The 22072-nt window shown below is 65.8% G+C and carries 20 protein-coding genes; 7 read left to right on the top strand and 13 right to left on the bottom strand.

Annotated features, from left to right (window positions below):
- The first annotated feature begins 270 nt into the window (after positions 1–270).
- Together HNP02_RS14470 and HNP02_RS14465 are read left to right on the top strand one after the other, a co-directional pair.
- Positions 271–1809: an APC family permease gene (locus HNP02_RS14470; RefSeq protein ID WP_309241556.1), complete on the top strand. Its 1539-nt coding sequence runs from the start codon at positions 271–273 to the stop codon at positions 1807–1809.
- A gap of 35 nt (positions 1810–1844) precedes the next feature.
- Positions 1845–2774 (top strand): LysR family transcriptional regulator, encoded by a 930-nt coding sequence (locus HNP02_RS14465; protein ID WP_184439469.1) that lies wholly within the window; start codon positions 1845–1847, stop codon positions 2772–2774.
- Positions 2775–2778: 4 nt separating this feature from the next.
- Here HNP02_RS14465 and HNP02_RS14460 read toward each other — a convergent pair whose 3' ends face one another.
- From HNP02_RS14460 to HNP02_RS14440, 5 genes are read right to left on the bottom strand one after another with little or no spacing between them, the layout of a single operon-like run.
- Positions 2779–4188 (bottom strand): aspartate ammonia-lyase, encoded by a 1410-nt coding sequence (locus HNP02_RS14460; protein ID WP_184439467.1) that lies wholly within the window; start codon positions 4186–4188, stop codon positions 2779–2781.
- Entirely contained in the window at positions 4185–5339 is a 1155-nt protein-coding gene (locus HNP02_RS14455) for a M20 family metallopeptidase (RefSeq protein ID WP_184439465.1), read from the bottom strand. Before HNP02_RS14455 ends, HNP02_RS14460 begins: the two co-directional genes overlap by 4 nt.
- A gap of 7 nt (positions 5340–5346) precedes the next feature.
- Complete coding sequence (locus HNP02_RS14450) at positions 5347–6021, bottom strand: DUF1028 domain-containing protein (RefSeq protein WP_184439463.1); 675 nt, start codon at positions 6019–6021, stop codon at positions 5347–5349.
- The gene (locus HNP02_RS14445) at positions 6018–6446 is read right to left on the bottom strand and encodes a RidA family protein (protein ID WP_184439461.1); all 429 of its coding nucleotides are present in this window, start codon (positions 6444–6446) and stop codon (positions 6018–6020) included. Before HNP02_RS14445 ends, HNP02_RS14450 begins: the two co-directional genes overlap by 4 nt.
- A gap of 18 nt (positions 6447–6464) precedes the next feature.
- Entirely contained in the window at positions 6465–7727 is a 1263-nt protein-coding gene (locus HNP02_RS14440; RefSeq protein ID WP_184439458.1) for an NAD(P)/FAD-dependent oxidoreductase, read from the bottom strand.
- A 471-nt stretch (positions 7728–8198) separates the two neighbouring features.
- On the opposite strand from HNP02_RS14440, the gene HNP02_RS14435 reads away from it, so the two are divergent.
- On the top strand, positions 8199–9128 hold the full coding sequence (locus HNP02_RS14435) for an SAM-dependent methyltransferase (RefSeq protein ID WP_184439456.1): 930 nt from the start codon (positions 8199–8201) through the stop codon (positions 9126–9128).
- Positions 9129–9162: 34 nt separating this feature from the next.
- On the opposite strand, the gene HNP02_RS42245 is transcribed toward HNP02_RS14435, so the two are convergent.
- Together HNP02_RS42245 and HNP02_RS14425 are read right to left on the bottom strand one after the other, a co-directional pair.
- Entirely contained in the window at positions 9163–9384 is a 222-nt protein-coding gene (locus HNP02_RS42245) for a hypothetical protein (RefSeq protein WP_221317600.1), read from the bottom strand.
- A gap of 335 nt (positions 9385–9719) precedes the next feature.
- Positions 9720–10127 carry a MarR family winged helix-turn-helix transcriptional regulator gene (locus HNP02_RS14425; RefSeq protein ID WP_184439452.1) on the bottom strand — a complete coding sequence of 136 codons (408 nt, stop codon included), beginning with the start codon at positions 10125–10127 and terminating at the stop codon, positions 9720–9722.
- Between the two features lie 88 nt (positions 10128–10215).
- On the opposite strand from HNP02_RS14425, the gene HNP02_RS14420 reads away from it, so the two are divergent.
- Complete coding sequence (locus HNP02_RS14420) at positions 10216–11295, top strand: aldo/keto reductase (protein ID WP_184439450.1); 1080 nt, start codon at positions 10216–10218, stop codon at positions 11293–11295.
- 1 nt (position 11296) lies between these two features.
- Here the strand turns inward: HNP02_RS14420 and HNP02_RS14415 are convergent, their stop codons facing one another.
- The 3 genes from HNP02_RS14415 to HNP02_RS14405 form a co-directional block, all read right to left on the bottom strand.
- Complete coding sequence (locus HNP02_RS14415) at positions 11297–11770, bottom strand: carboxymuconolactone decarboxylase family protein (RefSeq protein ID WP_184439448.1); 474 nt, start codon at positions 11768–11770, stop codon at positions 11297–11299.
- A gap of 81 nt (positions 11771–11851) precedes the next feature.
- Positions 11852–12652 (bottom strand): glycoside hydrolase family 16 protein, encoded by an 801-nt coding sequence (locus tag HNP02_RS14410; protein ID WP_309241555.1) that lies wholly within the window; start codon positions 12650–12652, stop codon positions 11852–11854.
- 45 nt (positions 12653–12697) lie between these two features.
- On the bottom strand, positions 12698–13762 hold the full coding sequence (locus HNP02_RS14405; protein ID WP_184439446.1) for an aldo/keto reductase: 1065 nt from the start codon (positions 13760–13762) through the stop codon (positions 12698–12700).
- Between the two features lie 75 nt (positions 13763–13837).
- On the opposite strand from HNP02_RS14405, the gene HNP02_RS14400 reads away from it, so the two are divergent.
- Positions 13838–15193 carry an MFS transporter gene (locus tag HNP02_RS14400; protein ID WP_184439444.1) on the top strand — a complete coding sequence of 452 codons (1356 nt, stop codon included), beginning with the start codon at positions 13838–13840 and terminating at the stop codon, positions 15191–15193.
- On the opposite strand, the gene HNP02_RS14395 is transcribed toward HNP02_RS14400, so the two are convergent.
- Together HNP02_RS14395 and HNP02_RS14390 are read right to left on the bottom strand one after the other, a co-directional pair.
- Positions 15190–16020 (bottom strand): LLM class F420-dependent oxidoreductase, encoded by an 831-nt coding sequence (locus tag HNP02_RS14395; protein ID WP_184439442.1) that lies wholly within the window; start codon positions 16018–16020, stop codon positions 15190–15192. The genes HNP02_RS14400 and HNP02_RS14395 overlap by 4 nt on opposite strands.
- 68 nt (positions 16021–16088) lie before the next feature.
- A complete protein-coding gene (locus tag HNP02_RS14390; protein WP_309241554.1) occupies positions 16089–16937 on the bottom strand; it encodes an SDR family oxidoreductase in 849 nt (282 codons plus the stop codon).
- Positions 16938–16943: 6 nt separating this feature from the next.
- Here HNP02_RS14390 and HNP02_RS14385 point away from each other — a divergent pair, with 6 nt between their 5' ends.
- Both HNP02_RS14385 and HNP02_RS14380 read left to right on the top strand, forming a co-directional pair.
- Entirely contained in the window at positions 16944–17666 is a 723-nt protein-coding gene (locus HNP02_RS14385) for a DUF899 family protein (RefSeq protein WP_184439440.1), read from the top strand.
- Positions 17667–17864: 198 nt separating this feature from the next.
- A complete protein-coding gene (locus HNP02_RS14380) occupies positions 17865–19508 on the top strand; it encodes a peptide chain release factor 3 (RefSeq protein ID WP_184439438.1) in 1644 nt (547 codons plus the stop codon).
- On the opposite strand, the gene HNP02_RS14375 is transcribed toward HNP02_RS14380, so the two are convergent.
- Positions 19505–22030 carry an RNA helicase gene (locus HNP02_RS14375; protein ID WP_184439436.1) on the bottom strand — a complete coding sequence of 842 codons (2526 nt, stop codon included), beginning with the start codon at positions 22028–22030 and terminating at the stop codon, positions 19505–19507. The two genes, HNP02_RS14380 and HNP02_RS14375, sit on opposite strands and share 4 nt — an antisense overlap.
- Positions 22031–22072 lie beyond the last annotated feature (42 nt).

Raw genomic sequence — 22072 nt, 5'->3', positions numbered from 1 at the left:
ATGGGTTGTTCAAATACGCCGGGCTGTTCAAATACGCCGTGACCTGGGTCACGCGGGGTAATAGCCATCGTCGTGTCATCGGTAACCGAGGTCAACTAGTGGTTTCAGCGGTTTTGCATCTGATTTGACGATGAAGTTCGGTGCGACGGCTCGTCGGTGCTCACATCGGAAATTCCGATGTGAATTCACTGAAAAGGATGTTTTACAGCTGCGAGCGCGGGGGTCACTGTGGGGGCGATCACGTTCACAGGGAGAGGCGAGGGCACCGTCGTGAAATTGGAAGAAGCATCGCAACCAACACCCGACGACCGCGAAACGGCTCAGGCCGATCGCGAAGTCAAGCACCTCAAGAAGACCCTTGGCAGGCTCGACATCGTCTTCCTCATCGTCGCGGCGGTCGTATCGATCGAGACGCTGGGGCAGGTATCCGGTTTCGGCGCGGAGACGTTCACCTGGGCGCTGGTCCTTGCCGTGCTCTTTCTGGTGCCCTACGGCCTCATCTTCGCCGAGACCGGTGGTGCGTTCACCGGTGAGGGCGGCGTATACGTCTGGTGCAGAAAGGCTTTCGGGCGGCCGGTGGCGGCCATCGCGTCACTGCTGACCTGGGTGACCCAGCCCGTGTGGGTCGGCGGCTCGATGGCGTTCATCGCCTCGGAGACCTGGAGTACGTACGTCACCCCGTTCGAGTCCGGCTCGGTCACCGACTACGCCTTCAAACTGGTCTTCATCTGGCTCACCGTCCTCGCCGCGATCATCAGCCTGCGGCACGGCAAGTGGATCCCGAACGTCGGCGCGATCCTCAAGATCGCATTCCTCGTCATCTTCCTGGTGACGACGGCGATCTACGCATCGCAGCACGGTGTCGCGGGGCTGTCGGTCATCGACTTCAGCCCGACGATCGCCGGCCTGCTCGGGGTGACGCCGTTGCTCCTGTTCTCCTACTTGGGCTTCGAATCCGGCAACAGCGCGGCAGGCGAGATGAAGAACCCCGCGCGTGACGTCCCGATCGCCATCGCGCGCTCGTCGGGTATCGCCGCGGCGTCCTACCTGCTGCCGATCTTCGCCATCCTGGTGGTTCTGCCGAAGGACGACATCACCGGCATCGGCGGCCTGATGGAGGCGGTCGCCAAGGTGTTCGGCGTCTACGGCGCCGCCGCCCCCGTGATGCTGACCGTCACCGGCGTCATCTTCGCCGTCATCCTGATGACCCAGGGTTCGGCATGGATGATCATCAGCGATCGGATGCAAGCCATGGCCGCCGCCGACGGCGCGTTCTTCGGCGGCTTCTTCGGCCGGTTCCATCCCCAACTGGGCACCCCGGTACGGGTCAACCTGCTGTCCGGAACGGTGGCGACGGTGTTCTGCCTCGTCGCCATGCAGGTCACCGGATCATCGGCGTCGATCTTCGGCGTGGTGCTGAGCATCTCCATCTCCACCTTCCTGCTCAGTTACGTCATCTCGATTCCGGCGGCGGTGCGGTTGCGGACCCGATTCCCCGATATGCCGCGGCCGTTCCGGGTGCCGACTGGCGACACGGGATTCCGCATCCTCGGCGGGCTGTGCTTCGCGTGGGTGGCACTCGGGTCCTGGGTGACGGTCTTCCCCGGCACGTTGGAGCGCCTCTTCGGGCTCGACTACGACTTCGTCGAGACCTGGGGAGTCAGCCAGCTGACGTTCGAAGTGTTCACCCTTGGCACCCTCGCGGTGCTCGGCGTCCTCGGTGCGCTGGGCTACCTGCGCGCCCGATCCGTGCGGGCCGAGAGTCACGACGCCGTCGAAGTTCCTGGAAAGCAGGCCGCACAGCTGTAATGCTGGTGAGTCGTGACCCAGATGGGAGTACCAGCATGCGCCGACGTCCTGACGTCACGCTGACCCAGCTGCGGTACTTCGTGAAGGCTGCCACCCATTCGTCGATGACCAAGGCCGCCGACGAGCTGCACATCGCCCAGTCGGCGGTCTCGGCCGCGATCAGCCAGCTCGAGCAGCAGATCGGCTCGCAGCTGTTCATCCGGCACAGGGCCCGCGGTTTGGCCCTGACCGCGGCCGGTGAGGAGATGCTCCGCGACACCCGGGCGCTGCTGGCCCACCTCGACGAGGTGCTCGACAGTGCCAGCGGCCGCGTCGACCAGGTGCACGGCACGGTCCGGTTGGCGTGCTTCGTCACCCTCACCCCGTTCGTGCTGCCTCGTCTGCTGTCCGATCTCGGCACGCTGCACCCCGATCTCGAGGTGGAGGTCATCGAGACCTCCGCCGATGCCATCCGCACCGTGTTGCGCAACGGCACCGCGGAGCTCGCACTCACCTATGACCTTGGCCTCGGAGCCGGTGTCGACGCCGAGTACGTCGGTGTCGCGGCACCGTACGTGGCGCTGCCGTCCGAACATCGGCTGGCGAAGCGGAAGTCCATCCGGCTGACCGAGCTGGCCGACGAGCCGATGGTGCTGCTCGATCTGCCCGACAGCAGGGACTACTTCGAGGCAATGCTCGCCAAAGCCGGTGTGAAACCACGGATTCGGTACCGCTCGGCCAGCTACGAAGCGGTCCGCGGTTTGGTTGCGCGGGGTCACGGGTTCTCGATCCTCAACCAGATGCCTGCGCACCAGGGCACCTACGACGGGGGAGCGGTGAGCGCCGTCGCCATCAAGGACGACCTCCCTGGCCTACCGATCGTGCTGGCCCGGCTGCAGGCGGTGCGCACCACCGCCCGCGCGCGCGCCGTCGCTGAGGCCGCGCGCGCCATCTTCGCCGACCGCGAAGGGCCCAGCGGCGCCTAGCGTTTCAGGAATCGTGTGGGCGACAGAGGTTTTCGGGACTCAGCATGCGGGCGAGCACGACGTCGTCGAGGAGTGCCGACCGTCGTACCAGATCCGGTATGGATGCACCGGTGGCGATGGCCTCGGCGACGAGCGCGGTGGCGGCCTCGTAACCGAGGACCGGGTTGAGTGCGGTGGCGATGCTGGCCGACTGCAGGACGGCGTCGCGCATGTGGTCGACGTTGGCGGAGATGCCCCGAATGCAGCGCTCGCCAAGGACGTTCACCGCGGCGGTGAGGTGGCGCAGCGACGACAGCAGCGCACGGGCGATGATCGGCTCGAACGCGTTCAGCTGCAACTGCCCGGCCTCGGCGGCCATGGTGATGGTGAGATCGTTGCCGATCACCTCGAAGGCGACCTGGTTGACGACCTCGGGGATGACGGGGTTCACCTTGCCAGGCATGATGCTGGAGCCTGCCTGCACGGGCGGAAGGTTGATCTCGCCGAAGCCGGCTCGCGGGCCAGAGGACAACAGCCGCAAGTCGTTGCAGATCTTCGAAAGCTTCACTGCGGCACGCTTGGTGACACCGGACAGCTGAACGAAGGCGCCGACGTCGGAGGTGGCCTCGACGAGGTTTCCCGCGGTGGTCAGCGGCAGGCCGGTGATGTGGCGGAGCCGATCGCACGCCAGCGCGGCGTACGCCGGGTGCGCGTTGAGGCCGGTGCCGATGGCGGTGCCGCCGAGGTTGATCTCGGCGATCAGCATCGAGGCCTCGCTCATCCGGTCGGCGTCCTCGCCGATGGTCACCGCGAAGGCACCGAACTCCTGGCCGAGCGTCATCGGTACCGCATCCTGCAGCTGGGTTCGTCCGAGCTTGAGCATGTCGGCGAACTCGAGGGACTTGGCGGCGCAGTGCTCGACGAGTCCTCGTAGTGCCCGCTCCAGGGAACGCGAGGCGGTGCCGAGGGCGACCTTCAGCGCCGTCGGGTAGACGTCGTTGGTGCTCTGCCCGAGGTTGACGTGCTCGAGCGGGTGAACGACGTGGTACGCGCCGCGCTCGTGCCCGAGGAGCTCGAGCGCACGGTTGGCGATCACCTCGTTGGCGTTCATGTTGGTCGACGTGCCAGCCCCGCCCTGGATCTGGTCGACGACGAATTGTTCGTGCAGGGACCCGTCGCGGATCTCGACGCATGCCGCGATGATCGCCTTGGCGATGTCGGGGTCGAGAAGCCCGAGCTGCTGATTGGTCTCTGCGGCAGCCTGTTTCACCGACGCGAGTGCGACGACGAGGTCGGTGTGGCTCGAGATGGGCACCCCACTGATGGGGAAGTTGTCCAGGGCGCGTGCCGTGTGCACGCCGTAGTAGACGTCGGCGGGAACCTCCAGATCGCCGAGCAGGTCGTGTTCGATGCGAACGGAGTGGGACACGTTCACTCTCCGAGCAGCCGGTGGCGGATGTGGGTCTGGGTGGCGGCGTCGACGACCGTGCCAGCCAGGGCGAGCGCTCCTTGCGCGATGGCAGTTTCCGCTGCGGGGGTGATGGTGGCAGCGGCGAACTCGGGCTGGTGATTGACCGCAGGCATCGAATCGATGCCGATGTACGGGTGGATCGCAGGCAGCGTCTGGGAGACGTTGCCCATGTCGGTGGACGCACGCGCCATCATGGCGGCGGGACCATCGCTGAATCGTCGGCCCACCGCCGCCGCGCGCCGTTCATAGCAAGCGAGAAGTTCGTCGTCGGTGCGGAATTCTGCGTAGGGCTTGGATTCCGGTGTCACGGTGAGCACCGCGCCGGATGCCAGTGCGCCTGCCTCGAAGCAGCGCATGATCCTCGGCTCGACGTCGGCGAGTTCGGCCAGCGTCTCGGCGCGCACGTACCAACGCCCTGCGGTGTTCTCGGCGATCGCATTCGGGGCCTCCCCGCCGCGGGTCATCATGCCGTGTACCCGCACCGATGAGGGCAGCTGCTGGCGCAGGAGTCCGATCGCGACCTGCGCGATGGTGAACGCGTCGGCCGCGTTGACGCCGCGCTCCGGGAAGGCGGCCGCGTGGGCTGACTTGCCCTTGTATTCGATGTGGCTGTGCGACACGGCGAATGGCCGAGCTCTTGCCACGTCGACGGGGCCAGGGTGAACCATCGCGGCAGCATGCTGTCTACCGAAGCCGCCGCGCTCGAGCATCTCGATCTTGCCGCCCCCACCCTCCTCGGCGGGAGTTCCGAGCACCGTGAGGGTCAGGCCGAGGTCGTCGACGACGGGCGCCAACGCGAGCGCGGCGCCGACGGTGATGGCGGAGATCAGGTTGTGACCGCACGCGTGCCCGAGGCCGGGCAGCGCGTCGTACTCGGCGCACAGCGCGATGTGCAGATCGCCACCGCCGATCCAGGCGGCGAACGCCGTGTCGAGGTCGCAGTAGCGTTCGGTCACGTCGAATCCGTTGTCCGACAGCTGCCCGGCGACCCGTCGTGCTGAGCGGACCTCTTCCCACGCGGTCTCGGGGTGGTCGTAGAGGTCGCGGGACAGTTGGATCAATGCCGGGTGGGCGGCCGTGACGGCCGAGGCGGTAACCGCGTCAGTGTCTGTCATTGGTCGGTCACTCATCCCCCGGCACGCCATAGGAGGGTGCGCGGGTGGGGTCGATGCCTCGGACGCGGTAGCCGTCCTTCTGTGGTTCCCAGACCTGCCACAGCCGAGCCAGATCGCCGATCGGATCGTCGGCGTAGTCGACCCGCAGATCGGTCACCGGCCACGGAACACCTTCCACCACAACCAAGCCCGCAGAGTGCACGGGACCGGCTTCGCCCCCGGCGGCCATTGCCGCCCGCAGGCCGTCGAGGAGACGCTCTTCGAACGCCGCCGAGGTGCTGTCGGCGTAACCAGTCAGCAGCTCGGAGATCACCGCCTCGTCCTTCAGCAGATTGCCCGCGGCCACCGCTTGATCGCCCTGAACGTGGGTGTGCACGCCAAGGCTCTGCGCTCCGGAGTGCACCGCTGTGTTCCCATCGACGTCGACGATGGTCAGTTGCCGGTAGTCCGGGAATTTCTCCTGTGCCAGTGCGGCTTTGAGCGCCGCGTCCGCATCGGAGCCGCTGGCGAGTGCGTCGAGCACGACGGGGCCGAGTGCGGGGTTGGTGACGTTCTGCGATGCGACCACCCCGACGGTGGCCCTTGCGTGTGCGCAGCGCGACGCGACCGCGGGGCTCGACGAACAGATCACGATGCCGAATGCGCCGGTGCCAGCGTCCCTGGCGACGAGCGAGAACGTCATGCGCCGCTGCCGTCGCTGATGACGGCGGTGGCGTCGATCTCCACCAGCCATTCTGGACGCGCGAGGGCCTCGACGACCAGCCCCGTCGAGACCGGGTGAACGCCCTTGAGCCAGCGGCCCATGATCCGGTAAACGGTTTTGCGGTAACGGATGTCGGTGAGATACACGGTGACCTTGACGATGTCGCGCAGTGAGCTGCCTGCCTCGTCGAGGAGCATCGCGATGTTGCTCATGGCCTTCTCGGTCTGCACTGCGACGTCGCCGATGCCCACCGACTCCCTGGTGTCGAGATCCTGGCCGATCTGTCCGCGCAGGTAGACCACTCCGCCTGCGACGACGGCCTGGCACAGGTCGTTGTCCAAGTCCTGTTCGGGGTAGGTGTCCTTGGTGTTGAAGGGCCGGATCCGCTTGTGCGTCGTTGACATGACCAGCGTTCCTTTCTGCTAGTCGTCGGACGGCCCGGAGGCCTTGTAGGCGTGGTAGCCGCGTTGGATGGCAATCTGATCCGCGAGGTACTTGGCGTCGTGCCACACCCCCCAGATGAAGCTCGATCCGCGTCGCGACTGCCAGGGCAGGCCGAGGAAGTAGACGCCGGGCTCGGACGATATGCCGCGCTGGTGCTGCGGCTTCCCGGTGCCGTCGAACGCGTCGACCTGCAGCCAGCCGTAGTCGAAGGCGAAGCCGGTCGCCCAGACGATCGAGGTGATGCCTGCGGCTGCGAGGTCGAGCTCGCGGATCGGGTTGGTCATGCAGTCGGGGTCGGGACCGAGGATGCGGGCCCGCGGCTCCTCGGGCAGATCGAGCCCGTTGCGGGTGATGTAGGCATCGGCCTCGTCGAGCATGGACAGGTAGTTCGCGTCACCGTTCTCGATGTTGGTGCGAAGGTCGGACGCGAAGGACACGATGCCGTCGTCGTACGGGCCTGCCATTCCCAGGAGGGTGATACCGCTGGCGGCCAGCGCCCGGAAGTCGACGGTGTTTCCGCCGTGGGCGCCGCTGACGGCGATGGTCACGTGCTCGGCGCCGCGTGGAGGTGCAGATGCCTCCCATTTGCCGAGAACGCCGAGCCACCAGCAGAAGTCGCGCCTGCGATAGCTCCGCGGCGGCCGGTCGTGCGGGCCGACTGCGAGGTAGACCTGGCGGCCCGACTGCTGAAGTTCGTCGGCGATCTGCACCCCGGACGATCCGGCTCCGACGACGAGGACGGCGCCGTCGGGCAACTGTTGCGGATTGCGGTAGGAGCTGGAGTGGATCTGAGGGATCCCGGCACTCTCGGGGACGACCGGCGGAATGACCGGCTTCTGGAACGCTCCCGTCGCAGCGACCACGTGGCGCGCCTCAATGGTGCCGTCCGACGTTTCGACGCGAAAACCCGGTCGGCCGTCGTTCTTTCGTACCGACGTCACCTCGACGCCGGTGCGGATCGGCGCGTCGACCTTCTCGGCGTAGGCGACGAAGTAATCGGCGACCTGTTCCTTCGCGGCGAACGCGTCGGGGTCGATGTCGAACTCCTGACCAGGAAACCGGTCATGCCACGCGGGCCCGTTGGCCACCAGGGAGTCCCACCGCCGCGAACGCCACTGCTCGGCGATGCGATCGCGCTCGACGACGAGGTGCGGGATGCCGTGCACACCGAGATGCTCGCTCATCGCGATACCGGCTTGACCCGCACCGACGACGAGCACCTCGATCTCTTGGCTCGACATCCCAACCCTCCAGTGCTCAGACGGACTCGCTAGTGGGATCCATGATTCCGCTACAGGTCGCATCTGTACAACGCATAGATTCGATGTATTGCATCATCAAAATCGATGCGAGGAGGGGTCTGGCTCATGGCCCGCTTGGGGCGGTTGTTGCTATGCCTGCTCATATTTCATAGCACCGAATTCGAGGATCTGGATGAGAGCCACCTGTTCGCCTTGACGACAACCGATCTCGTTGCCGACGGGCCTGACCACGTCAGTGGGCACGATATGCGGACCGGCCTCCGAGACGATCACTCCGGCGAACGCCCTTCTCGACAGCATCTTCCTTGGACGGCGTGCTCGGTCGCGGTGACAGCGTCATGCCAGGCGTGGTTTCAGACAGATGTGGTAACAACGGAAAGATCTGGAGGTCTTGAGGCGCTCGCCAAAGGAGTCCTTCGAGGTCGATGACGTTGAGGCGAAGGAGTGACGATGCCGCGGGCTGACGATGATTCCTGGGAGATTACCGAGAGCGTGGGCGCGACGGCTCTGGGCGTGGCAGCGGCGCGCGCGGCCGAGACGGAGCGTGAAACCCCACTCATCGAAGACCGGTTCGCGCGAATGTTTCTTGATGCCGCGGGCGAGGGAATGTGGACGCTATTCGGCGGTTCGGTACCGGACGAACTGGCCGCTGCCGAGCCTGGGCTGGTCACGCGGATGCGCATGTTCGTCGATTTCATGGCAACGCGGACAGCCTTCTTCGATGAATTCTTCGTCGACGCCGCCAACGCGGGAGCTCGTCAGGTCGTGATCCTTGCGGCCGGGTTGGACGCGCGTGCCTGGCGCCTTCCCTGGCCGGACGGCACCGTGCTGTACGAGCTGGACCAGCCGCGCGTGCTGGAGTTCAAGGCGGCGACGCTACGGGAGCACGAGCCGACGTGTCGCCGAGTGAGCATTCCGATCGACCTGCGCCAGGATTGGCCGAAGGCGCTCCGCGAGCACGGATTTGCTCCGTCGGAGCCGACAGTATGGTCGGTCGAAGGACTGCTGCGCTACCTGCCGGCTCAGGCCCAGGACTTGTTGTTCGAGCGCATACACGCATTGAGTCCGGCAGGCAGCCGGCTCGCCGCCAACTCTCCGAGCAAGGAAGTCTTGGACCCGGACCGGTTGGCCCACGAGCGAGAACAGACGCAGCGGATGAGAACGGCCGCCGCCGAGATGATGAAGGTGCAGATCACGGACGTCGACGACCTGGTGTACAACGAGGAGCGCACCGACGTCGTCGAATGGCTCACCGAGCACGGTTGGGATGCGTCGGCGGAAACAGCGGCCGAACAGATGGAACGCTTCGGCCGTGGCGTCGCTGCAGGTGCCGACGTCAAGGCACCCCCGACCTTTTACGTATCGGCCCAACGGCTTTGACGAGTCACCGCCAACTGCACAATTAACTCTGTGACTACTCGAGCGCAGCGGTGGGACTGGTCTCCGCGTCGCATTGCGCTGAATCCACGTCGCGTCGGCCAACCATCACCTCGAAACGCTTGAGCCCCCACCCGTCAGAGACCGCGAAGAACACCTTCTTCGGTCTACCCAGCATCGTCGTGCTCACAACCGTGCCGCGGGAACCCGCGGGTACGAGTGGCCGGTCCCTTCCCTCGATCTCTTGGCGAGCAATCACGGCATCGCCCCTGCGACAGCGCATTATCCGAACCCCCTCGGTCTTCAATGGCACCGGGCAGATCGCAGAACGCCGTACCCGGCAACTCCATGCTGGCCATTCCGGTGCGTGAACGCAATCGTTTTTTGGCGAACCCGCTTCTGAGAAGCGAGTTTTCCCGGTTGTGCACTTTTGCTGGGATTGCAGGCAGACGCGTCGATCGGAGCAATTCTCGAACTCAGTGCTTGTGCGGTGAAACCGATGATCGTTAGCTCGTGATCGATGACGTAGTCGAAAAGTCACCTCGTCACGCATCGTGCCAGCTGGCTCTGCCTGACACGCCGGGTTCAGCACCCTCAGACGATCTTCTCGAGCAGGTTCTTGAGCTCGTCCTGCTGCTTGGCGGTGAGGCGTCCGAGGCGTTCGTCGAATGCGTCCGATAGCAGTGCCAGACCGTCCTTGGTGGCTTGACGTCCAGCCGGGGTGAGCAGGAGGCGATGGCGCCGCAGGTCGGCGGAATCGATCTCGCGGCGCATGAATCCCGCTGTCTCAAGCCGTTTTAGATAGAGCGTCACCGTGGCCTTGGGCATGTTCAGCGTTGACGCCAGCTCGGCAGGGTAGGGATGCTCGTCGATCTCGGCGAGCAGGAACAGTTCCTTGGATTCGAGCCCCAACGCGTTGATACCGGCCTCGGCGGCGGAAATCACCGACAGCAACAACCGGTAGTTCAGCGACCAGACCTTCGCCGCATCGCCTCGAGACATCGACCTTGCCCAACAAGTAGTTCAAAGATAAACTAGTTCAGAACCGTACAAACTCATAAGTAAACAATCTATCAGAGAGGGTCCATCCATGCCCTTGGATCACTGCGTGACACTCGGCCGATCCGGTCTGCGTGTCAGCCCGCTGTGCCTTGGCGCGATGACGTTCGGCGAAGACCTCGGCTGGGGCTCCAGTGTGGAGGAATCCGAAGAGATCATCGATCGCTACGTAGAGTTCGGCGGCAACTTCATCGACACCGCCAACTTCTACACCGCGAGCCACTCCGAGAAGATCATCGGCGACCACGTCGGGCGGCATCCCGCCCGCCGGGACCGGCTGACGATCGCCACCAAGTTCAGCGGCAACCTCTACCCGGGTGATCCCAACGGCGGCGGTTCGGGCCGCAAGGCGATCGTCAATGCCTGCGAGAACTCGCTGCGGCGCCTGCAAACCGACTACATCGACCTGTACTGGCTGCACATGTGGGATGCGAACACCCCCATCGACGAGACGATGGCCGCACTCGACGACCTGGTTCGGGCGGGCAAGGTGCGCTACCTCGGGGTGTCGGACACCCCGGCCTGGAAGATCGTGGAGGCCAACCTGATCGCGCGCTTCCGCGGCTGGTCGTCATTCGTCGGACTGCAGATCGAGTACTCGCTGCTGCAACGCACGGTCGAGCAGGAATTGGTGCCCATGGCAGGCGAATTCGGCCTCGGGATCACGCCGTGGTCACCGCTCAGCGGCGGGGCGCTGAGCGGCAAGTACACGCGGTCCAATGCCGGTCAGCGCGAAGGCGATCGCGGCGCGCTCCTAGACGTGAACGAGAAGACGTACGACGTCGTCGACGAACTCGAGATCATCGCCAAGGCGCACGACACATCTGTCGCCAGCGTGGCGCTGGCCTGGGTCCACGCGAAACCCGGGGTGACGTCGATCATCATCGGGGCGCGCCGGATGTCGCAGTTCGAGGACAACATCCGTGCCCTCGACGTGACGCTCACCGCCGAGGAGCTGGCCCGGCTCGACGCGATCACCGAGCCGACGCTCGGCTTCCCCCAGAGCATGCTGCCGATGGCCCCGTCCATGATCAACGGTGGGACGACCGTCAACGGTGTCGCCGCGCCAGTCTCGGAATTCGTGCTGCCAGAGGGTGCTAAGCCCTACTGAGTCAGCCGAACTGGCCGGGCTGGTAGTCGCCAGCGGGCTGCTGAACGATGACGTTCAAGCGGTTGACGGTGCCCATGAAGGCGATCAGGCACACCAGCGCGGCCAGTTGGTCCTCGTCGTAGTGCTTGACGGCGTTGGCCCACACGTCGTCGGGCACGCCGCCTGCCGCGTCGGCGATGCGGGTGCCCTGCTCCGCCAGCTCGAGGGCGGCGCGCTCGGCATCGGTGAACACCGTTGCCTCGCGCCACACCGCGACGAGGTGCAGGCGCGTCGCGGTCTCACCGGCGAGCGTCGCATCCTTGGTATGCATGTCGGTGCAGAAAGCGCAGCCGTTGATCTGGCTGGCGCGCAACGCCACCAGCTCTCGCGTCGTGTCCGGCAGCGGCGAGTCCCTGATCGCCTTTCCCGCCCCGCTGACGTACTTCATGATCTTGCTTGCGGTCGGGTTGGTGAACAGATTCAAGCGGGGATCCATGGTGCACTCCTCGTCGTAAGTGGTTGCACCTCTTAGACACACCTGCTCGGCCAGATGTGACACGAGCAAGTGTGATCTAAGTCACCAGACGCGCACGTAGTCGACGAGCATGTCCGCCGGGTAGGTACCCCCGCTGGGATCGCCACCGCCGGAGCCGGCAACCGCGAGATTCAGGATCGGAAACAGCGTGTAACCCGGTGCGCTGAAGGGCCAATCGGGCAGCGCGCTGGCCGAGACGTTGAAGTACGGTTGCGCGCCGTCGACGTAGTCCTTCCAGAAGCGGATACCGTTCGCATCCCACTGGGTGCGCCAGGTATGCCACCCGCTATCCACCGCGATGGTCTGGCTCTGGTGCTCGCCGCCGTTCAGCTTTGCGTGCACGGTGGTTCCCGGCGCCCAACTACCGTTGCCGTACCACTCCATGATGTCGACTTCGCCGCCGGTGACGGGATCGTTGTTGGCCAGATACCACGCGGGCCAGGCGCCGGGGGTGATGCAGTTCAGCTTGATCCGGGCTTCCCACGTGGTGCCGATGGGTCCTCGGTACTTCCCGAAGAGCTTGCCGCTGTAGAAAGTGTTGCCGTCCTTGGCTGCGCGGATCACCAGATTGGACTTGCCGTCGACGAAGAGGTTCCGGCGGTCGTCGCGGTACTGGCCGACGTTCGCGGGCAGCTCCCAGAACGTCGGGTCCTCCATCGACTCGCGTTCCAGCGCGGGCTCCCACTTGGAGTAATCCGGGGCTGAGCCGGCGGGGCCGTCGAACTCATCGCGGAAGAGATAGGTAGCGGGCGGCGCAGCCTCGGCGGCGGGCATGGGCATCGCGGCCGCCAGCGTGGCGACCCCGACCAGGGACATCGCGTGGCGACGATTCATATCAGGCACCACACCAGGAAAGCCGGTATGCCCGCCAGGTGCAAACGGGGTACGTCACGCGCTGCGGCGGCGCCTGAGGAACGGGTTGGTCAACGACGGGGGCAGATAGCCCTGGTCGGTTCGCGTGATCGTCGACCCTGGCGGCACGATCTCGTCGATCTTGTCGAGAATCTCTGCGGACAGCGTGACGTCGGCCGCGCCGATCTGGGACTTCAGATGGTCGAGGGTGCGCGGGCCGATGATCGGCGCGGTGACCGCCGGATGCTGCATCACGAACGCAATGGCGAGGTGAATCAGCGGCAGCCCGGCGTCGTCGGCAAGCCGGCCCAGTGCGTCGGCGGCGTCGAGTTTGCGCTGGTTGTCTGGAGTGGACATGTCGTACCGGGCAGGCATTCGGGTGCGGCGACTGGATTCGGGAAGGTCCGCGTCCTTGCGGTAGCCGCCGGTGAGCCAGCCCCCGGCGAGCGGGCTCCATGGCAGCACGCCCATCCCGTACTCCTGGGCCACCGGCAGGACGTCGGCCTCGATCCCGCGGACCAGCAGCGAATAGGGCGGCTGTTCGGTGACGAACCGGCCGAGACCACGCCGCTCGCTGGCCCATTGCGACTGCACGATCTGGTGGGCGGGGAACGTCGATGAGCCGAACGCGCGGATCTTGCCTTGCCGCTGCAGATCGGTGAGAGCGCCGAGGGTCTCCTCGACGTCGGTGTCGGGGTCGGGGCGGTGAATCTGATACAGGTCGATCCAGTCGGTGTTCAGCCGGCGCAGGCTGTTCTCGACTTCGGTGACGATCCAGCGCCGCGAGTTTCCGCGCTTGTTGGGATCGCCCTTGGTGCCTACCGGCGACAGGACGGGTACGCCCATCTGCATGTGGACCTTCGTGGCGAGCACCACGTCGTCGCGTCTGCCGCCGGCAAGGGCCTTGCCGACGATGACCTCCGATTCGCCCTGCGAGTAGACGTCGGCGGTGTCGATGAAGTTGATGCCGGCATCCAGCGCGGCGTGGACGGTGGCGATCGACGTGTCGTGGTCGGGTTCGCCCCAACCGCCGAACATCATTGCGCCCAGGCACAACGGGCTGACTTGGATTCCGGTACGTCCGAGGCTGCGGTACTCCATGAATCCGACATTACCCACCGCTGCATACCTGGAAAGCCGCTGTGAGGTCGGGGTAGGATCCGTTACCGTCCCAGAATGAGCGATGCGACGACCGGTCCGACACGCGCTGAAACGAGCACCAAGCGGGCGGTGCTCAACACGGTCAGGGGCTCCGCGGGAAACCTCGTCGAGTGGTACGACGTCTACGTCTACACGGTCTTCGCGAGCTATTTCGAGGCACAGTTCTTCGACAAGAACGACACCAACTCGACGGTGTACATCTACGCGATCTTCGCGGTCACCTTCCTCATGCGCCCGGTGGGTTCGTGGTTCTTCGGAAGGTTCGCCGACCGTCGTGGCCGCAAGACCTCGCTGATGCTCAGCATCAGCGTCATGTCGGGCTGCTCATTCCTGGTTGCGGTCATGCCAACCCGCGAGATCATCGGATGGTGGGCGGCGGTGATCCTGGTCTTCGCCCGGCTCGTTCAGGGGTTCGCCACCGGTGGTGAGTACGGCACGTCGGCGACGTACATGTCCGAGGCGGCCACCGCGAATCGGCGCGGCTTCCTGTCGTCCTTCCAGTACGTCACCCTCATCGGCGGTCACGTTCTCGCGCAGTTCACGCTGCTCATCGCGCTGCACTTCCTGGATACCGACGACCTCAAGGCGTGGGGGTGGCGGATCGGCTTCTTCATCGGCGGCATCGCCGCGCTGGTGGTGCTCTGGATTCGCCGCTCGATGGACGAGTCGCTGAGCGAATCGCACCTGGAGTCCATCCGCGAGGGCAAGGACCGCGACGCGGGATCCATGAAGACGTTGTTCACCGTGCACTGGCGGCCCCTGCTTCTGGTCTTCCTCATCACGGCAGGCGGCACGATCGCCTTCTACACCTACAGCGTCAACGCACCCGCAATCGTCAAGTCCACCTTCGGGACTGACCGGGCGCTGACGGCGACGTGGGTCAACCTGCTCGGGCTGATCTTCCTGATGCTGCTGCAGCCCGTCGGCGGCCTCATCAGCGACCGGATCGGACGCAAGCCACTGCTGATCTTCTTCGGCGTTGGTGGCGTCCTCTACACCTACGTCCTTCTCACGTTCCTGCCGAAGACCACCTCAGCGGTGACGGCGTTCGTGATCCTGGCCGTCGGCTACGTCATCATCACCGGATACACGTCGGTCAACGCCATCGTGAAGGCGGAGCTGTTCCCCGCCGAAATCCGGGCTCTGGGTGTGGGTTTGGGCTACGCGCTGGCGAACTCGGTGTTCGGTGGCACGGCGCCGTTGCTGTACCAGGCGGCCAAGCCGGATCACATCACCTTGTTCATCGGCTACGTGACGGTGGTGATCGCCGTGAGCCTGCTGGTGTACGTGTTCGGACTCAAGAACAAGGGCGAGACGGTGCTCGACCGCGAGCAGGGCAGCGCCTGGGCGGTGCCAGCTCCTTCTCGCTAGTCGCGATACCGATCCACCAGCACGGCGTACTCGTCGAGCAGTCGAAGAGATTCGTCGAGTGGCTTCGTGGGTAGGAGCAGCGCGATCTGGCCGAATCCCAGGTCATCCACGGCGCGCCAGTAGTCGAGGTCGGTGGGAGTGCCGAACTGAGCGAGCGGGACGTCATGGCCTGCGCCGTCGCGCATCTGACCGATCCGCTTGCTCAGCACTTCCACCGGGAACGGGTTGGCGATCCACCCCGCGTCGTGCCGGATCACCCGCTTGACGGTGGCATCGGAGTTGCCGCCGATGTAGATGGGCGGATGCGGCTTCTGAACCGGCTTGGGCCGAAGGTACGTCGGATCGAAGTCGACGTACTTGCCGTGGTATTCGGCGGGTTCCGTCGTCCACAGCGCCGTGATCGCCTCGATGCGCTCGTCCAACAGAGCACCGCGCGTCTTGGGGTCCGTGCCGTGGTTGCGCAACTCCTCGATGTTCCAGCCGGCGCCTACACCGAAGGTGAACCGGCCGCCGGAGATCAAGTCGATGCTCGCGGCCTCTTTCGCGGTGATGATCGGGTCGCGCTGGATGAGCAGGGCGATCCCGGTGAACAGCTCGATCCGCGAGGTCACGGCCGCCGCCGCGGCGAGGGTGACGAACGGATCCAGCGTCCGGTAATACATGTCCGGCAACTCGCCACCCGTCGGGTACGGCGTCTCCCGGCTTGCCGGAATGTTCGTGTGCTCCGCGATCACCAGCGAATCGAAACCCCGATCCTCGATCGCACGGGCAAGCGACACCGAGTCGATGCCGTCATCGGTGACAAACGTGGAGATTCCGATTTTCATACGCCATCCCTATCGATCGACCCCGTCGCGTCAACCCCCGCGTCGACCACGGTATTCCCCGTTGCCCATCACCAGGGCAGGGGGCCATGTGCGTCGAAGTACCCGCCGGTGGGTCCGTCGGCGCCGAGCTGCGCCATCCGCACGATGATCTCGGCACCCTGTTCGACGGTTTGGGTGCCGGTGTTGCCGTTCAGGTCGGTCTTGGTGAACCCGGGCTCGACGGAGTTGATTCGCATGTGCGGGAACGCCTTTGCGTACTGCAGGGTGATCATGTTCACGGCGGTCTTCGACGCCGGGTAGGCAACGCCCGGATAGATGGCTGCAGGAGCGACGGAGAGACGCGTCAACGATGCTAGCCCGCTGCTCACGTTGACCACCACGGGGTTTGGGGACCGGTTCAGCAGCGGCAGAAACGAGTGCAGGACGCGGACGGTGCCGAAGACGTTGGTCTCGAATGTCTTTCGCATCACGTCGGCGGTGATGTCGGCGGGGCCGAGCACGACGTTGTTCGGGCCGCGCTCTTCCACCCCGGCGTTGTTGACCAAGACGTCGAGCCCTCCGTCGGCCTCGATTGCTCTCGCGGCAGCCTCCACCGATGCGTCGTCGGTGACATCGATCTGGACCGCCCGAGCGCCCAGCTCGTCCGCGGCCTGGTGCCCGCGCTCGGCGTCCCGGCTGCCGAGGTAGACCGTGTGTCCGGCGGCGATCAGTTGGCGGGCGGTCTCGAAGCCGAGGCCCTTGTTGGCTCCGGTGATCAGTGTCGTCGTCATGGCACCACGATGCCTTGACGTCGCCGAGTCAGCCAGCAGACCCGTCTTCCTAGGACTGGCAGTGACGCTGAGCGGCTCGCCCTCCTCGCCGTCCTCGGCACCCAGGCACTCCTGCCGCGATGACTTCTGCGTGGCGAGCCGGTCCATACCAACATGGATACGGACGATTACCCATTGCCAACCGTCGTCGACAGGGCTGCGTGGCAGGCAGAACTGGATCGGTTGTTGGAGAGGGAGAAGGCACATACCCGCGAGGGGGACGCGATTGCGGCGGCCCGGCGCCGACTACCGATGGTCGAGGTCGATGCACGAGCCCCGCTGGTCGGGCCCGACGGGCCGGTGCCGCTGATCGAGGTATTCGAGGGACGACGGCAGCTGCTGGCCTACTTTCACATGTGGCACGACGGCAAGCCCGCCGAGCAGCAGTGCGAGGGGTGCACGTTCTTCACCGGACATGCGCTGGAGCTGTCGTACCTGCACAGTCGCGACGTCACCTACGCGACGTTCTGCGAGGGTCCGTACGGCGAGAGCGCGCGCTACCGCGACTTCATGGGTTGGCAGATGCCGTGGTACTCGGCGGCCGAATCCATCGAGAGTCTGCTCGGTGAAACGTCTTTCGGCGGTTACGCGACCTATCTGCGGGATGGCGATCGCGTGTTCGAGACGTATCGGACCACCAACCGTGGCACCGAGGCGGGCGCGACCAGCTATCACCTTCTCGATCTCACCGTCTATGGCAGGCAGGAGACCTGGGAGGACTCACCCGATGGCTGGCCACAGCGGTATGTGCCCGACGGTGACGAGTTCCGGCTGAACGGACGCCCGACGGCGCAGTGGTCCCGATTGGCGGCAGGACGGTCCGACGATCTGAGGTAGCGCTACCGCGACTGGCGTGGCATTGCCCCAGCCAACGCCAACCGGGCAGCGGTACGCGCGGGCGTCGACGGTGGTGGTGGAGGCAGCGCGCGTCTGGTTGCGCACACGCAATTGCCTTCGATTCGACCTGTCGGTGGACCACCAGCGCGTTTGCCCGATTATCGTTTCTGCGCTTCCGGCCAATAAGCTCGACATGTAATGACCGATACAGCCTCGGGTGTGTCGACGGCCGCCCCTCGGCGTCAGACAGACCGCATCTCCGCCGAAGCGCGACGTCGTAGGACGTTCGCGGTGATTAGCCATCCCGACGCCGGCAAGTCCACCTTGACGGAGGCCCTGGTCCTGCATGCCAAGGCCATCACCGAGGCCGGCGCCATCCACGGCAAGTCCGGTCGCCGCGCCACCGTGTCGGACTGGATGGAGATGGAGAAGGCCCGCGGTATCTCCATCACCTCGACGGCTCTGCAATTCCCGTACCAGACCCAGACCGGGGAAACGGCCGTCATCAACCTGCTCGATACCCCGGGCCACGCCGACTTCTCGGAAGACACGTACCGCGTCCTGACCGCCGTGGACTGCGCCGTGATGCTCATCGACGCCGCGAAGGGCCTCGAGCCGCAGACACTCAAGCTGTTCCAGGTGTGCCGGCATCGTCGGATCCCGATCATCACGGTGATCAACAAATGGGACCGCCCCGGCCGCGACCCGCTCGAGCTCCTTGATGAGATCCAGTCGCGCATCGGCCTTCGTCCCACCCCACTGACGTGGCCGGTCGGCGTCGCAGGCGACTTCAAGGGTGTCCTCGACCGGCGCACCGGAAATTTCATCCGGTACACCCGCACGGCGGGTGGCGCCAAGGCCGCTCCTGAAGAGCACATCGCCCCGGATGACGCCCACGACTCGGCGGGCGTCGACTGGGATCGCGCGGTCGAGGAGTCCGAGCTCCTCGAGGCCGATGGATCCGATTACGACCCGGCGACTTTCCTGGGCTGCGAGTCGACGCCCGTGCTCTTCACCTCGGCGGTGCTCAACTTCGGGGTGAACCAGCTCCTCGACGTGCTCGTCCAGATCGCTCCGCCGCCGAGGGGGCAGCTCGACGTCGAGGGCAACAGACGTGAAGCCGCTGCGCCGTTCAGTGCCTTCGTCTTCAAGGTCCAGGCGGGCATGGACTCGGCCCATCGTGATCGCATCGCGTACGCCCGGGTGTGCTCGGGCACTTTCGAACGTGGTGAGGTCCTGACCCACGGCGCCACGGGCAAGCCGTTCGTCACCAAGTACGCGCAGTCGGTTTTCGGGCAGCAGCGCTCGACGCTGGACACGGCGTGGCCGGGCGACGTGATCGGACTGGCCAACGCCAACGCTCTGCGCCCCGGCGACACGCTCTATGTCGACGTCCCCGTCCAGTACCCGCCGATCCCAAGCTTCTCCCCCGAGCACTTCGCCGTCGCGCGCGGCACCGATCCGAGCAAGCACAAGCAGTTCCGGAAGGGGATCGAGCAGCTCGACCAGGAAGGCGTCATCCAGGTGCTGCGTTCGGACCGGCGCGGTGATCAGGCGCCTGTCTTCGCCGCCGTCGGGCCCATGCAGTTCGAGGTGGCCAGCCATCGGATGGTTGCCGAATTCAGTGCGCCGATTCAGCTTGAGCCACTTCCGTACACGGTGGCCCGCGCCACCGACGCCGCCGGTGCCGAGGTTCTGCAGAAACTGGCGTCAGTCGAGGTGTTCACCCGTACCGACGGTGTCGTCCTGGCTGTGTTCTCCACGAAGTGGCGCCTCGAAAACGTCCAAAGGGACAATCCCACCGTGCACCTGCGTTCCCTGGTTGCGGCCGGGGACGACTAGTCCATCCGACCAGCCTCGACGACGCGCAGCACCGCGGCGCCCTCCTCGTCGGACGCCTCCAGGTCCACTTCCACGTCGAAGCCCCAATCATGGTCGCCCGCAGGGTCGTCCAGGATCTGGCGCACTCGCCACACGCCGGGTTGGCGGTCGATGATCAGCAGGGCCGGGCCTCGGGCGTCGGCGCCGATGCCCACGTCGTCGTGCTCGGCGAAGTACTCGCCGATGACCTCTTCCCACCGCTCCGCGGTCCATCCGGAGGCGCCGTCCAACTCGCCGAGGTCATACCAGCGGCGCCGTGCGAACAGCTCCACCCGGCGGAACAGCGCGTTGCGGACCATCGCGGTGAATGCCCGCTCGTTCCCGGTCAGCGGGCGTGGGCGAGCCGGCACCGTCACGGGCGCGTCGAGCGGCTGGTCTGGACTGGTGAGCTGCTCCCACTCGTCGAGCAGGCTCGAATCGACTTGGCGGACAAGCTCTCCGAGCCACTCGACGATGTCAGTCAGCTGTTCGGTGCGCGCGGCGGCAGGGACTCCTGATCGCAGCGCCTTGAAGGCGTCGGAGAGGTAGCGCAGCACCGCGCCCTCGGAGCGGGTCAGCCCGTACACGCTGACGAACTCCCGGAAGGTGAACGCCCGCTCCCACATCTCGCGTACGACGGACTTCGGCGACAGCTGGCCGTCAGCGGCCCATGGGTTGCTCTGCCGGTACACCTCGAAGGTGTGGCCGAGGAGCTCCTCGAGTGGCTTGGGATAGGTGACGTCGTCGAGTAACTCCATCCGCTCGTCGTATTCGATGCCCTCGGCCTTCATCTGGGCGACGGCCTCGCCCCTTGCCTTGTTCAGTTGTGCGGCCAGGATTTGGCGGGTGTCCTCCAGTGTGGCCTCGATGACCGAGACCACGTCCAGCGCATAGGTTTCCGACGCCGGGTCGAGCACGTCGACGGCAGCGAGCGCGAACGTCGACAGCGGCTGGTTGAGCGCGAAGTCGGGTGGCAGGTCGACGGTCAGCCGGTATCGCCTTCCGTCGGGCTCGGGTGCATCAAGGTGCTCGAGCACTCCGGCTTGCAGCAGTGAGCGCGCGATGCCGACCGCCTCGCGGATGTGCTTGAGCTGCCGCTTGCGTGGTTCGTGGTTGTCGGTGAGCAGCCTGCGCATCGCGATGAACGGATCGCCGGGCCGGTCGACGACGTCGAGGATCATCGCCGTCGACACCCTCATGTTGCTCGTCAACGGCTCGGGGGTCGCCTCGACGAGCCGGGTCATGGTCGACTCGCTCCACGGCACCATGCCCTCGGGTACCTTGCGGCGCACCAGCTTTCGTCGCTTCTTCGGGTCGTCGGCCACCTTGGCGAACTGTTTGAGGTTCTCCACCTCGTGGTCGGGCGCCTGTACGACCACGGTGCCCGCGGTGTCATAGCCTGCGCGGCCAGCCCGTCCGGCGATCTGGTGGAACTCGCGGGCCTGCAGCAGGCGGGTGCGAACACCGTCGTACTTCGACAGGGCGGAGAACACGACGGTGCGGATCGGGACGTTGATGCCGACGCCGAGCGTGTCGGTGCCGCAGATGACCTTCAGCAGGCCGGCTTGTGCCAGCTGCTCCACCAGCCGCCGATACTTGGGCAGCATCCCGGCGTGGTGCACGCCGATGCCGTGCCGGACCAGCCGCGACAGCGTCGTGCCGAAGGCCGTAGAGAATCGGAACGCGCCGATCAGCTCGGCGATCGCCGCCTTCTCCTCCTTGGTGCTGACGTTGACGCTCATCAGTGCCTGCGCCCGTTCCAGCGCGGAGGCCTGCGTGAAGTGAACGACGTAGATCGGCGCCTGCTTCGTGTCGAGCAGATCCTGGATCGTCTCGTGCATCGGCGTCGTCGCGTAGTAGTAGTGCAGCGGTACCGGGCGCTCGGCATTGGCGACCAACGCCGTCGGGCGGCCGGTGCGCCGGGTCAGGTCTTCGCGCAGGAACGTGACGTCGCCGAGCGTCGCCGACATCAGCAGGAACTGGGCGTTCGGCAGTTCCAGCAGCGGCACCTGCCAGGCCCAGCCGCGGTCCGGGTCGCCGTAGAAGTGGAACTCGTCCATCACCACCAACCCGATGTCTGCGTCGGCACCCTCGCGCAGCGCGATGTTGGCCAGCACCTCCGCCGTGCAGGCGATGATCGGCGCCTCGTGATTCACCGACGCGTCCCCGGTGAGCATGCCGACGTTCGCCGCGCCGAACACGTCGCACAGCGCGAAGAACCTCTCGCTGACCAGCGCCTTGATCGGTGCGGTGTAGTAACTGCGACGGCCCGCCGCCAGCGCTGCGTACAGCGCACCGGTCGCGACCAGCGACTTGCCCGACCCGGTCGGCGTCGCAAGAACCACGTTCGCCCCGCTGACCAGCTCGATCAGCGCCTCCTCCTGCGCCGGGTACAGGGCCGTGCCGTTCGTCTCGGCCCATGCGGCGAAGGAGGCGAACAGTTCGTCGGGGTCGGCGTTCGGCGGTGAGAGGAGGGACATCGTGGGGACCAGCGTGCCTGACATCGACGCCACCATCGACACGGGCACCTGCTTCGTGTCGAGCTG

The sequence above is a fragment of the Mycobacterium sp. AZCC_0083 genome (assembly GCF_014202335.1).
Taxonomy (GTDB): Bacteria; Actinomycetota; Actinomycetes; order Mycobacteriales; family Mycobacteriaceae; genus Mycobacterium.
The sequence above is the reverse complement of the archived record's forward strand: the minus strand, read 5'-3'. Positions and strand labels throughout refer to the sequence as shown.

Coding starts and splice junctions, on each gene's coding strand:
- HNP02_RS14375 (WP_184439436.1), bottom strand. CDS start 22,030: ATGTCAGGCACGCTGGTCCCCACGATGTCCCTCCTCTCACCGCCGAAC.
- HNP02_RS14385 (WP_184439440.1), top strand. CDS start 16,944: ATGGATACGGACGATTACCCATTGCCAACCGTCGTCGACAGGGCTGCG.
- HNP02_RS14420 (WP_184439450.1), top strand. CDS start 10,216: ATGCCCTTGGATCACTGCGTGACACTCGGCCGATCCGGTCTGCGTGTC.
- HNP02_RS14425 (WP_184439452.1), bottom strand. CDS start 10,127: ATGTCTCGAGGCGATGCGGCGAAGGTCTGGTCGCTGAACTACCGGTTG.
- HNP02_RS14400 (WP_184439444.1), top strand. CDS start 13,838: ATGAGCGATGCGACGACCGGTCCGACACGCGCTGAAACGAGCACCAAG.
- HNP02_RS14445 (WP_184439461.1), bottom strand. CDS start 6,446: ATGTCAACGACGCACAAGCGGATCCGGCCCTTCAACACCAAGGACACC.
- HNP02_RS14395 (WP_184439442.1), bottom strand. CDS start 16,020: ATGAAAATCGGAATCTCCACGTTTGTCACCGATGACGGCATCGACTCG.
- HNP02_RS14435 (WP_184439456.1), top strand. CDS start 8,199: ATGCCGCGGGCTGACGATGATTCCTGGGAGATTACCGAGAGCGTGGGC.
- HNP02_RS14455 (WP_184439465.1), bottom strand. CDS start 5,339: ATGACAGACACTGACGCGGTTACCGCCTCGGCCGTCACGGCCGCCCAC.
- HNP02_RS14440 (WP_184439458.1), bottom strand. CDS start 7,727: ATGTCGAGCCAAGAGATCGAGGTGCTCGTCGTCGGTGCGGGTCAAGCC.
- HNP02_RS14380 (WP_184439438.1), top strand. CDS start 17,865: ATGACCGATACAGCCTCGGGTGTGTCGACGGCCGCCCCTCGGCGTCAG.
- HNP02_RS14415 (WP_184439448.1), bottom strand. CDS start 11,770: ATGGATCCCCGCTTGAATCTGTTCACCAACCCGACCGCAAGCAAGATC.
- HNP02_RS14390 (WP_309241554.1), bottom strand. CDS start 16,937: ATGGACCGGCTCGCCACGCAGAAGTCATCGCGGCAGGAGTGCCTGGGT.
- HNP02_RS14405 (WP_184439446.1), bottom strand. CDS start 13,762: ATGGAGTACCGCAGCCTCGGACGTACCGGAATCCAAGTCAGCCCGTTG.
- HNP02_RS14465 (WP_184439469.1), top strand. CDS start 1,845: ATGCGCCGACGTCCTGACGTCACGCTGACCCAGCTGCGGTACTTCGTG.
- HNP02_RS14450 (WP_184439463.1), bottom strand. CDS start 6,021: ATGACGTTCTCGCTCGTCGCCAGGGACGCTGGCACCGGCGCATTCGGC.